The organism is Vibrio sp. JZG10 (assembly GCF_054064075.1).
This window is the reverse complement of the sequence record NZ_JBSUGE010000003.1, coordinates 215,260-227,630: the sequence shown is the minus strand read 5'-3', so window position 1 is coordinate 227,630 and position 12,371 is coordinate 215,260. Positions and strand designations below refer to the sequence as shown.

General features: G+C 45.4%; 9 protein-coding genes. 5 read left to right on the top strand and 4 right to left on the bottom strand.

Going from position 1 to position 12,371, the window contains the following annotated elements; translation table 11 throughout:
* Positions 1 to 220: 220 nt before the first annotated feature.
* Together ACWYVB_RS05845 and manA are read left to right on the top strand one after the other, a co-directional pair.
* Positions 221 to 2,128 carry a PTS fructose transporter subunit IIABC gene (locus ACWYVB_RS05845; protein WP_258615128.1) on the top strand — a complete coding sequence of 636 codons (1,908 nt, stop codon included), beginning with the start codon at positions 221 to 223 and terminating at the stop codon, positions 2,126 to 2,128.
* Between the two features lie 76 nt (positions 2,129 to 2,204).
* Positions 2,205 to 3,437, top strand: a complete 1,233-nt coding sequence (manA, locus tag ACWYVB_RS05840) for a mannose-6-phosphate isomerase, class I (protein WP_104970219.1) — start codon at positions 2,205 to 2,207, stop codon at positions 3,435 to 3,437.
* 129 nt (positions 3,438 to 3,566) lie between these two features.
* On the opposite strand, the gene ACWYVB_RS05835 is transcribed toward manA, so the two are convergent.
* The 3 genes from ACWYVB_RS05835 to norV are packed head-to-tail and all read right to left on the bottom strand — an operon-like array spanning position 3,567 to position 6,610.
* The gene (locus tag ACWYVB_RS05835) at positions 3,567 to 3,905 is read right to left on the bottom strand and encodes a DUF1971 domain-containing protein (RefSeq protein WP_456231647.1); all 339 of its coding nucleotides are present in this window, start codon (positions 3,903 to 3,905) and stop codon (positions 3,567 to 3,569) included.
* Between the two features lie 44 nt (positions 3,906 to 3,949).
* Positions 3,950 to 5,098, bottom strand: a complete 1,149-nt coding sequence (norW, locus tag ACWYVB_RS05830; protein ID WP_074189846.1) for an NADH:flavorubredoxin reductase NorW — start codon at positions 5,096 to 5,098, stop codon at positions 3,950 to 3,952.
* 9 nt (positions 5,099 to 5,107) lie between these two features.
* The gene (gene norV, locus ACWYVB_RS05825; protein ID WP_258615125.1) at positions 5,108 to 6,610 is read right to left on the bottom strand and encodes an anaerobic nitric oxide reductase flavorubredoxin; all 1,503 of its coding nucleotides are present in this window, start codon (positions 6,608 to 6,610) and stop codon (positions 5,108 to 5,110) included.
* Positions 6,611 to 6,800: 190 nt separating this feature from the next.
* On the opposite strand from norV, the gene norR reads away from it, so the two are divergent.
* From norR to azu, 3 genes are all read left to right on the top strand, one after another.
* Positions 6,801 to 8,333, top strand: coding sequence for a nitric oxide reductase transcriptional regulator NorR (gene norR / locus ACWYVB_RS05820; RefSeq protein ID WP_074189844.1), 1,533 nt, complete (start codon positions 6,801 to 6,803; stop codon positions 8,331 to 8,333).
* 88 nt (positions 8,334 to 8,421) lie between these two features.
* On the top strand, positions 8,422 to 9,072 hold the full coding sequence (locus tag ACWYVB_RS05815) for an HAD family hydrolase (protein ID WP_074189843.1): 651 nt from the start codon (positions 8,422 to 8,424) through the stop codon (positions 9,070 to 9,072).
* A gap of 362 nt (positions 9,073 to 9,434) precedes the next feature.
* A complete protein-coding gene (gene azu / locus ACWYVB_RS05810) occupies positions 9,435 to 9,887 on the top strand; it encodes an azurin (protein ID WP_005392455.1) in 453 nt (150 codons plus the stop codon).
* 67 nt (positions 9,888 to 9,954) lie between these two features.
* Here the strand turns inward: azu and ACWYVB_RS05805 are convergent, their stop codons facing one another.
* On the bottom strand, positions 9,955 to 12,000 hold the full coding sequence (locus tag ACWYVB_RS05805) for an EAL domain-containing protein (RefSeq protein WP_368849107.1): 2,046 nt from the start codon (positions 11,998 to 12,000) through the stop codon (positions 9,955 to 9,957).
* Between the last annotated feature and the right edge of the window lie 371 nt (positions 12,001 to 12,371).

Below are 12,371 nucleotides of genomic sequence, written 5' to 3'. Positions count from 1 at the left end.
CCTTTTCAAATGGGAGCAAAGCCACATTTCACTTATCGTTTGGCTTCTTATCCATCATGTCACAGATATGCAGCTAGATTTGTCCAGTGAACGATCTAAATCACACTATAGTTAGTCGGTTACAATCCTCCAGTAAATGCATTTTTTCTTCACTACAGTCTTTTTCTCACTAATTTAAAAATATCCCTGAAATAAAAATTATATTTATAGGGGTTCTACAATGATCACCAAACTAATAAATAAAGACTTAATTAAGCTTGATCTTAAAGCGTCTTCAAAAGAAGACGTATTTAAAGAACTGGTTGCCGTTCTTCATGCCCAAGGTCGTATTTCTGACCAAACACAATTTCTTGCAGATATAAAAGCACGTGAAGAATTAGGAAATACTGGATTTGAAGATGGCGTGGCAATTCCACACGCGAAAAGCGCCGCTGTGATTGAACCAGCGGTTGTGATCGGCGTAAGCAAATCAGGTATCGAGTACGGCGCGGAAGACGGTTTACCTTCAAAGCTGTTCTTCATGATCGCCTCTCCAGACGGTGGCGATAACCACCATATCGAAGTACTTGCAGAACTGTCTTCAAAATTGATTGAAGATGGTTTCATCGATGCGTTCTTAGGCGCAACAAACAGCCACGACGCACTGGCACTCCTTCTTGCTAAAGAAGAACCGCAACCAGTGACAGATGCTCCAGCAAACCAAGGTTTCATCATTGGTGTTACTGGTTGTCCTGCTGGCGTTGCCCACACGTACCTAGCGGCGGAAGCGCTAGAGAAAGGTGCAGCGGCGATGGGTTACGAAATCAAGGTTGAAACGAACGGTTCAATCGGTGTGAAAAACAGCCCAACCGCAGAAGAAATCGAGCGTGCAGATGCCATCATCGTCGCCTGTGACAAACAAGTCGACATGAACCGCTTCGCGGGCAAACGCGTGGTTAAAACTAACGTAAAAGCCCCAATCCGCGATGCTCAAGGACTGATTAGTGAAGCGTTAAACGCACCGACGTACCAAGCTAAGTCCAATGGCAATACGCAAGCGTCAGTTGCAAACAAAGCTTCTCAAGCCCGTTCTGACTTATATCGCTACTTGATGAATGGCGTATCACACATGATCCCATTCGTCGTAACCGGTGGTCTGTTGATTGCCCTTGCTCTTGCTGTAGGCGGTCAGCCAAGTGAAGCGGGTATGGCGATTCCTGAAGGCAGCATGTGGAACCAAATCCTCAATGTCGGTGTGGTTGCCTTTACCCTGATGATCCCAATCCTTGCCGGTTACATTGCTTACGCGATTGCTGACCGCCCAGCTCTAGCTCCTGGCTTGATCGGTGGTTGGATTGCAAACAACGGTTCTTTCTACGGCGCAGAAGCAGGTACAGGCTTTATCGGTGCCATCATCGCAGGTCTGCTTGTGGGTTACTTCGTGAAGTGGATTACGTCGATTAACTACCACAAATTCATTCAACCTTTGGTGCCAATCATGATTGCGCCAATCACAGGTTCGCTATTCATCGCTGGTCTTTTCATCTTCGTTATCGGCGCGCCAATCGCAAGCCTAATGGACGGCCTGACTGCGCTACTAACGAGCATGAGTACAGGTAACGTCGTGCTACTGGGTATCGTACTTGGTGGTATGGCTGGCTTCGATATGGGTGGTCCATTCAACAAGGTCGCGTTCCTATTCTCTGTGGGCATGATTGCGAGCGGTCAAACTCAATTTATGGGTGCGATGGCGTGTGCAATCCCTGTGGCACCTCTAGGCATGGCACTAGCAACAGCGCTTGGTCGCAAGTTCGACCTGTTCGAAGAATCAGAAACAGAAGCGGGCAAAGCAGCTGGTGCAATGGGTCTGGTTGGTATCTCTGAAGGTGCGATTCCGTTCGCAGCGCAAGATCCAATGTCAGTGATTCCTGCAAACGTACTTGGCTCAATGGTAGCAGCAGTAATGGCGTTCTCATTCGGCATTACCAACAGTGTTGCTCACGGCGGTCCAGTTGTCGCTCTACTTGGTGCGATGAACCACCCAGTACTTGCTCTGATTTGTATGGCAGCTGGCGCAGTCGTTACCGCAGTAACGTGTGTAACTCTGAAGAAAGTTCGCAAAGCAAAAATGATGCAAGCAGCCGCTTAATCCCCCCTACCCCAAATGGCTCCTATGGCTTGGGCAATGTCGCCCAAGCCATGATTTTCTCTCATGGTGACACTCTATGTCTGATTTAACGATGTCCGATACACAAACGATTCAAACTCAAGCTAAGCATCCGATGTTTTTCCTGATGAACAACGTGATTCAAAACTACGCTTGGGGCAGCACTACTTCTGTTAACCAACTGTTTGGCATTGAAAACCCAACGGGCGAACCACAAGCCGAAGTATGGATGGGCGCGCATCCAAACGGTTGCTCAGTGGTGATGGTAAACGGTGAAGAGACCAAACTCTCTTCACTGATTGCTCAAGACATGAACGCCTTTCTGAGTGAAGAAGTCGCAAACCGTTTTGGTGAACTTCCATACCTGTTTAAAGTACTTGCCGCTGAGAAAGCGCTGTCGATTCAGGTTCACCCAAACAAACAACAAGCAGAGCTAGGCTTTGCACTGGAAGAAAAACAAGGCATTCCCCTAACCGCTGCAAACCGTAACTACAAAGATCCAAACCACAAACCAGAATTGGTTTACGCGCTAACCGAATACCAAGCGATGAATGGCTTCCGCCCAACAAGTGAAATCATCAGCTTCTTCTCTGAGCTGGCGATTCCTGAGCTGCAAAGCTTGGTGGATGACCTTATCGACAATCAAACTTCCAAAGGCTTGGCGAGCTTCTTCTCCGGTCTATTGTCACTGGAAGGCGAACAGAAAGAGATGGCGTTGACGGTGCTATTGGCACAAGCTCGCATCACCGACTTACCTCTGTTCAACCTGGTCTTGGAGTTAGAAGCGCAATACCCGGGCGACATTGGTTTGTTTGCGCCCTTGCTACTCAACGTCATCACGCTGAAACCAGGCGAAGCGATGTTCTTGAATGCAGAAACGCCACACGCGTACTTGAAAGGTACGGGGCTTGAGATCATGGCGAACTCAGACAACGTGCTACGTGCCGGTTTAACGCCGAAGTATATGGATATAAAAGAACTCGTTGCATGCACACGCTTCGAAGAAAAGCCATTCGACACCCTACTGCTTGCGCCAATCGAAAACGACGACATGTTGGAATACCCAATTCCCGTCGACGATTTCAAATTCGCGATTGTAAAACAAGCCAACCAACGAACGCTTGATGTAAGAACCGCAGAAATCCTGTTGCCGCTAGATTCCCCGCTCGTGATTACACACGCAAATGGTGAAACGTGTGTAGTAGATAAAGGCCAATCTGTTTTCATCCCAGCTTACGCCAAACAATACAGTTTGAATTGCGAAGGTCGTGTGGCGCGGGCTTACAGTTAATATCGCTGATTAAGTTTGCATGTCGTTACTGCCAATAAGCAAAAAAGAGCAGAGAAACGTCTCTGCTCTTTTACTTAATATGCGCTTTTCCCGATAAATTCACGCAATAATCAAATTGTCTAGAAAGGTTTACTGCTTAGCATGGAACATCGCTTGTCCACTTTTATCTTTATTCAACCAAAAGTTAATATTGAACTGTGCATCATCGCTCATTTCAATACGATGCCAATACTGTGGCGGGCTTGTCGCGAACTGACCTGCGTTGATCACGACGACCATTTCAGGCTCTGTCGCGAATTCATCTGCAAAACCATAATAGGTGACTTGCCCCTCCATTACGCATAACTGCCCAAACACGCCTTCGGCTGTGTTGTGATGAGTTAGAAGAGCTGGAGGCACACTGCCTTTGGTAAAAAATGGCGTCGAACGTTGAACCGTCCAGTCTTTCGGTATACGAAGATGTGACATGGTTATACCCTCTTTGAATATAAAATTGTGCTGCTTGAAGCGAGTTACGATTGCGCGACTTGAGACAGTTCACGCAGTAACAGAAAAGCCTGAGCCACTTGCTCACCCGTCACAACAAACCCTGTCAATATGCTTTGTTCATTTTCAGCTTTTGCTACGATGCCAGATTGAGAAATCTGCACATTCCAATTCGCGACAGCACTGAAGTCCCCGGCAAGCTGAATTGGGTAACTCGGCGTTTTGACTTTTACCATCATTGGTGGCAACTTCAATTGCGCTTCCTGCCCAAGCAACTGCTTACCTAAAACATTAGCGCTCAACACGATTGGCTGAAGGTATGGAAGCATACGCCCTTGTATCTCGGCGCAATCGCCCAGAGCGAATACATTGTTCGCAGAAGTCTGCAGCTTAGCATCAACAGCAATGCCTTTCCCAACCTCTAATCCACAAGCATTCGCTAATTGAGTGTTTGAACGTAAGCCAGCGGCAGAAATCACTACATCAGTATCGATCACTTCACCGCTGTTCAAAGTCGCCACCAACGAATCGGCGGTACGATTCACCTCAACAACCCCATTTCCCAACGCCAGTTGAATGCCTTGCTGCTTAAGTTGGCTTTCCAGAGGCAACGCCACAAACTCAGGAATAAGATTGGCAAGCAAGCGTTGGTTTGATTCAACCACCGTAACGGCTTTGCCGCTGCTCGCAATATCCATTGCAATCTCAACGCCAATCAAACCACCACCGATAACCATTACGCGCTTTGCTTGACTGATTCGCTCTTCTGCGAGCTGATACTCTTGTAACGAATTGAGCGTTAGGACATCGCCAGAAGCATCACCTCGCATTGGAGGAACAAAAGCTTTCGCGCCCGTTGCAAAAACCAGTTTGGAGTACGCATAAACTTGTCCATCTGCTACCACTTGTTGGGCTTGCGTATCCACACTCTCAATTTTAGTGTGGGTTAATAACTCGATATGGTGCTCTTGGGCAAAAGCTTCTCCCGTTTTTACTACCAGATCCCTCGCGGTCTGTTTTCTACTGAACACATGGCTCAAATCGGGCTTGTTATACTCCGCACCGTCATCAGCGGTGAATACTTGAATTGACACCTGTGCATCCATTCGACGCACAGTTTTAACCAGTTGATAGGCAGCAAAGCCACTGCCTATGATTACAATTGGTGCTTGCATCACAGCTCCTTACCCCTTGAACTCAACAAATACATCTTTACCCAAGTGACATTCAGGGCAGAGGAAGTAGTCCGGAACGTCTGACCACGTGGTACCCGCTTCAATTCCTTGATTAGGCTCACCCTGAGCAGGGTCATACACCCAGTTACAAACGGTGCAAATCATGCACTGGCAATCTGATGGATGTACTTCTGAGCTTGGATTAATAAGCTCCCTTTCGACCACGGCTTGCGTTTCTACTTGTACAACGGGCTGTGATTGAACTTGCGGTGCAGACGCAGCCATCATCGAAGACGCAACAGGGCTTGTTAGTGAATGTTTCGCCCACAATTTCGCGATGCTCTTGCCATGTTCACGACACTCACGCATCGCTTTACCATCTGGTCGCCATTTAGTTTTCAGGCTGACTGCCGTTTCAAAACCCGCGTCGGTCAACCGTGCGTGGATACGGTCTACCGCACCACCATTCCAGCCATAACTACCAAAGGCAGCGGCTTTCTTGGCTTTAAAACGAAGACCTGTGATCTCCTCCAGCATGCCAGCAATCTTCGGCATCATGACGTTATTCATGGTAGACGAGCCAACCAAGATGCCTTTAGAGCGGAATACATTGGCGAGAATTTCATTCTTATCATGCTTAGACACATTGAAGACTTTAACCGCGACACCCGGGTCGACATCGTGAATGCCCTGTGCAATCGCGTCCGCCATCATTCGGGTATTGTTCGACATAGAATCGTAGAAGATGGTAATACGATCTTCTTGGTAGTTATCCGCCCACTCTAGATACTGTTCGATGATTTGGACTGGGTTATCGCGCCACACAATACCGTGTGAAGTTGCAATCATGTCGACAGGCAAGTTGAAGCTCAGTACTTCTTTGATTTTGGCTGTTACCAAGCTGCTGAACGGCGTTAGAATGTTTGAGTAGTAACGCAAACACTGTTCCATCAGCTCATTTTGATCCACTTCATCATTGAATAAGCGTTCATCGCAGTAGTGCTGACCAAATGCGTCGTTACTGAATAACACTGCATCGCCAGTTAGGTATGTCATCATGCTGTCTGGCCAATGCAGCATTGGCGCTTCCACAAACACCAATTGCTTACCGTTACCAATATTGATGCTGTCACCCGTTTTTACCGTTTTAAAGTTCCATTCGGGATGATGGTGATGGCCAACAATCGAATCAATCGCCGCTTCCGTACAGTAAATTGGCGTGTTCGGAATCTTCTCCATCAATGCAGACAATGCGCCCGAGTGATCTTCCTCTGCATGGTTCACGACGATAAAATCGATCGTCTTAAGCTCGATTTCCATTTCTAGGTTCTGGATAAATTGCTGGCTGAATCGATGATCGACCGTATCGATCAGTATGGTTTTCTCTTCACGAATTAGATAACTGTTGTAACTGGTGCCTTTTGTCATTTTGTATTCTGTACCATGGAAATCTTGAACTTCCCAATCGCGTTGACCTACCCAGTGGATGTTGTTTTTTACGTGAATTGTCATAATTACTACCTTGAATGACGGGATAAACAAAAATAATTTCTTCTTGTACTGCACTGGGCATGCCAACTTTTAATTGCCATATATTTCAATAATTTAATTAAAATAAAACTTTAAAAACTGTCATTTAGACACAGTTGAAAATTGTCATTAAGACACTACAATAGTCATATTGACACAATTGGTATTGGCTATGACTTCTTTAATCGCGCAATGGCTACACATCACGCAAGACCTAAATTCAGCGCTCACTCGGCAAGCTCGATTTGATACCTTATTAACCACGATTCGCGAGATATTAAAATGTGATGCTTCTGCTCTTCTTTTGTATGAAGATCAGCACTTTAAGCCGCTGGCTATCAATGGCTTAGCAAAGGAAGTATTGGGACGCCGTTTTTCTATAAACCAACACCCGAGATTGGAAGCCATTGCACGCGCTGGCGATATCGTACGGTTTCCATCAAATAGCGACTTACCCGACCCCTATGACGGGTTAATTCCGAACCACGACGACAAGCTGCACGTCCATTCATGTATTGGTCTCCCTTTGTTGATCGACGATCAATTGATTGGCGCGATCACTATTGATGCCTTCGACCCGAATCAGTTTGATGGTTTACTCAATCAAGAACTACGCTTTGTAAGTGCGTTAGCCGCGGGTGGCTTGCACACTGCGCTACTACTGGAGCAGTTAGAAACACAAGCAAGCTTGCCACGTGAGTCTTACACTGAGAAACGCACGCTAAGCAACGAAATCATTGGCAAATCTGCTGGAATGAAAGCACTTCAAGAGCAAATCGATGCAGTGGCAGATACCGAGCTATCTGTGTTGATAATGGGTGAAACAGGTGTTGGTAAAGAGCTCGTCGCAAACGCAATTCATCATCGCTCTCACCGAGCCAATAATACCTTGGTGTACTTAAACTGTGCCGCGTTACCGGAGTCTGTCGCAGAGAGTGAGCTTTTTGGTCATATCAAAGGCGCTTTTACTGGTGCTATCAGTAATCGCAAGGGTAAGTTCGAGCAAGCCGACGGCGGCACACTGTTTTTGGATGAAGTCGGCGAACTGTCGTTAGAACTGCAAGCCAAGCTACTTCGCGCATTGCAATATGGCGACATCCAACGTGTGGGGGATGACCGACATATTCGAGTCAATACACGCATTGTGGCGGCAACGAACCGTGTTCTGCATGAAGAAGTAAAAGCTGGCCGTTTCAGAGCAGATTTGTACCACCGTTTGAGTGTATTCCCTCTTCATGTTCCCCCACTTCGTGAACGTGAAGACGATGTCGTGCTACTGGCTGGTTTCTTTGCAGAGCAACTACGCAGCAAGTTGGGGCTGAACAGTATTCGACTCTCTCCCACTCTAGTTCAAGCACTTAAAGATTACTCTTGGCCGGGCAACGTGCGTGAACTGGAACACGTCATCAAACGAGCGGGCGTGCTTGCCAAAGCTAGAACTCAATCGCTGGATATCGAATTGGTGGAACAAGATTTCGATATCAAAGCGTCGAACAATCAGCCCACCACTGAAGAGTCAGGTATACCTAGCTCTTCATTTGAACTGTCAGACGCTGGTTTAAAGCAAGCCACTGACACCTTCCAAAAAGCCATGATTATAAAAGCACTAGAGCAGAATCAAGGAAACTGGGCTGCAACAGCACGTCAGTTAGAACTCGATAATGGTAATTTACACCGCTTAGCCAAACGGTTAGGTATAAAGTAAAAAAGGATACGGACGGTTTGAATTCCGCAAGAAAATCTATCTCGCTTATGTCAAAATGCACCATCACAATCGAAAAGTCTGTAATGTAATGAACTACCAAGCTGCTATTTTTGATATGGATGGTTTGCTCCTTGATACTGAGCGCGTCTGTATGCGTATTTTCCAAGAAGCATGTGAAGTCCAAAACCTTCCGTTTTATGAAGATGTTTACCTGTCGATCATTGGTCGCAATGCGGCAGATATTGAAGCAATTTTCCGCAAAGCCTACGGTGAGAACCTAGACCGCCTGCATCATGAATGGCGTACTCGTTACAATGCTGTCGTCAAACACCAAGCCATCCCAGTGAAAAATGGTGTTGTTGAGCTGCTAGAATGGCTGAAAGCACAAGGCTTACCAATCGCAGTAGCGACTTCTACGGCAAAAGAGGTGGCGAAAATCAAACTGGAATTAGCGGGTTTGAGTAAGTACTTCGACAACCTCACCACAGGCTGCGAGGTAAACCACGGTAAACCCGATCCAGAAATCTATTTGCTGGCAGCGAATCGTCTGGATGTAGAACCAAGCCAATGTTTGGCCTTTGAAGATTCCAATAACGGTGTTCGCGCAGCCGTGGCAGCGAATATGGTTACTTATCAGATTCCGGATTTAGTTGAACCTTGCGAAGAGGTAAAACAATTTGGTCATTCCATCGTGCCGTCATTACATGAAGCGTTAGATGCGTTGAAGCAAAATCGCTAAACGTAAACTGCCGCTCTAACTGTTAAAGCTCAGCAATTTGGCTGAGCTTTTTTATGCTTGAGCCTCTCCTCTCACCTTCTCTAATCTACTTCTAATAAATGCCAAGATACTGCTCCAAAGGCTTAATAAGATAGACCTTATCTCTGTACGGGGCGTGTTCCTTTCTTTTTTGATTTACCTCACGCCATCGCATGAAATAGGGCCTATGAGTGATCAAATAGTGGAACTAACCAGTACAACTTTGCAACAAAACGTCAATATACCGCTTGAAGCACGTTTTTCGAGTGAAAATTGGCTGATAATGAGAACTATTGGATGAGATTAATCCAAGTCAGCCCAAAATATAAAATGGAGAGTGTTATATGTCTTTACGTTTATTAGCAGCAACCTTCGCATTAGTAGGAATGAGCTTTGGTGCCCAAGCCAGTGCCGAGTGTGAAGTGTCCCTAGATGCTAACGATATGATGCAGTTTTCTACTAAAACACTGAGCGTTCCAGCCACTTGTAAAGAAGTAAAACTGACGCTAAACCACACAGGTAAAATGCCTGCACAATCAATGGGTCACAACGTCGTTATCGCAGATACCGCTAATCTACAAGCAGTAGGTACGGACGGCATGGCAGCAGGTGCAGAAAACAATTACGTGAAGCCAAATGACGACCGTGTATACGCTCACACAAAAGTGATTGGCGGCGGTGAAAGCACCAGCATTACTTTCAGCACTGAAAAAATGAAAGCTGGCGGCGACTACTCATTCTTCTGCTCGTTCCCTGGTCACTGGGCGATCATGCAGGGTAAATTTGAGTTCAAATAAGAGCTAACTAAGTCAAAACAAGACTCACTATAGGGAAGCCATCGCTTCCCTTTTTATTGCACGTTAGTTAAGCACGTCGATGGATAATCTCATCCAAAGGTACAGGCCTTGCTAAGTAAAATCCTTGAACTTTATCAACCCCACTTGACCGCACAAAGTCATAGTCAGACTGCGTTTCCACCCCTTCCGCTACGACCTCGCAATTTGCAATATGTCCTAACTTAGCAACCAATCGATACAGTTGACGTCCACGATGATCGTTAGCGTCCAATAGCAGCGATCTGTCTAGCTTAATCTTGTTAAATGGATACTTGAACAAATGAGGAAACGATGCGTAGCCCGTACCAAAATCATCCATTGTGATACGAACTCCCATACTCTGTAGAGCTTTCATGGTGTTAGTTAAAGAAACTTCATTGTCTAATACGGCTTCTTCAGTAATTTCAATTTCAAGCCATTCAGCCGGGATTCCAAAATAGACCAACCTGCCTTGTAAATGCTGAACAAAATCCACTTGTTGAATGGTAGCAACAGAAACATTAATGGCCACTCTTCGCTGCTCAGATAATCCCATTTCCTTCATATCCGACAACACCTTTTCGAGTACTAATTTATCGAGCAGTGGCATGGCATCTAACCGGTGAAAATCTTCAATAAACGTTGGTGAAAGTAAGTTTCCATCTTCATCTTTATATCGAATAAGCGCTTCGTAAGAATACTGTTCCGCATCCTTTGTTGAATGCTGCTTTTGATAAAACATCACCAACTCGCCTTCACGAAGAATGGAAGTTAAACGCTTCTGCGCGGATGACTTGCTGATACTCGATGTGTTCGCATCTTTCACACTACTGAGTAGTGATTTAAATAGGGATTGTTCTAAACCATTGTAAGTATTACTTACCCCAAGCTGCCCCACATATTTGCCTGCATAGGCTAGATAAAAAGGTCGATAAATTAGTACACCAATCGCAATCACCACCAGTTGAAGTATCGCCCCCTGTGCATGATGTCCCATTGCAACATAACCACTCAACAGAGGCGGTGTCATCCAGTTCACAATATTTTCAACAGGCGCAATTAAGCCGGAGGCAATCGCACAGTAGGTGATGATAAAACTGACCAGCGGCACTAATACAAATGGGACGACCAGAATAGGGTTAAAGATGATAGGCAAGCCAAATAGCAGCACTTCATTGATGTTGAACATCACCAATGGTGCTGCCGCTAACGCCAGTAAAATATGATTGCGCTCTTTAGCGAACAATAACAGACACAGGAGTAAACTAATGCTATTCCCTGACCCGCCCATGGATAAAAATGCGTCGTAAAAACCTTGGCTAATAACGTTAAGCGACGCTTCGCCTGTTTGCCAAGCAGCCATGTTGGCTTCGGTCGCAGCGTATATTTGCTGCTTGATGGCAAACAACATGTTGTGACCATTAATGCCCGCTGCTCCTAATAAGCTCAAGATGGATTGATAAAATAATCCTCCTGTGAACGTCAGCGGATCAAAGTTAAGTCCAGCCACTGTTGTAGTAAAAGCATCCATCACCGCTGCGGTGAGATGAGATAAGCTAACCGCAAATAAAACGAATACGAAAAAATGTAAGACATCTTTAAAAAGACGAGAAGAGAAGTCCATTGCTTGAGGATCAAGCAGCTCAATTCGGAAACTTTTACAATAAACGTATGACACCGTTGCACTAAAGAGTGCTAATAACGGGTTATTCGGCAACATGTAATTACTAGAAAGGCTGTCATTCTCTATTGAAATTAAATAGAACATGACCAACGAATAAATGATGATAATCGCGCTCGACACGTTCACTTTATGCGATAAATAGTAACCAGCCACAATGCAAAACGCTATGGGATATAAGTTGATTAAAATATCAGAAAGATGGAACAATAACTGAGAAACCTCTGACACCCCTAGGATTCTAGAAGCGTGACCAAGAAAGATGGCAAGTGCGTTAGATAGCGTCAGCGGTAACAGCAATAAGGCAATAGATGCGAGATCAGTAAGATAAGATTTAGATCCAAGTCGCCATTTATCTGTAAATACCGTTAGACGATGAAAGGGATCAAATACGCGTTCACGACGAGTGTGCATGGTGAGTTCTTATATTAAGTAATAATCATCGGCTGCGAAATAGGCAGCCGTAAATGCAACGGCCAGACTCAGTAACGTATTATTTGGTGGATAATTTTTAGTGTTTCTATTGGCTAAAACAATAGTTTGAATTGCCAGTCACAGCGCAAAGATGTCGCAAGTGCAATTTAACGATTATATACCCCTTGATCCAATGAGATTATTATCCTTAACGATAAAAGCCATACCAAGCATCTCGATATGGCTATCGTTAAAACTGATGTATATACCCAAATGACTTCAAGAAGGAGGCTTCGGTGACACGCCCTTAACGAGCGAGTTGATTTGGCTCACATACACTGTGAACGATTTTTGATTTAGCACGAGTAGAA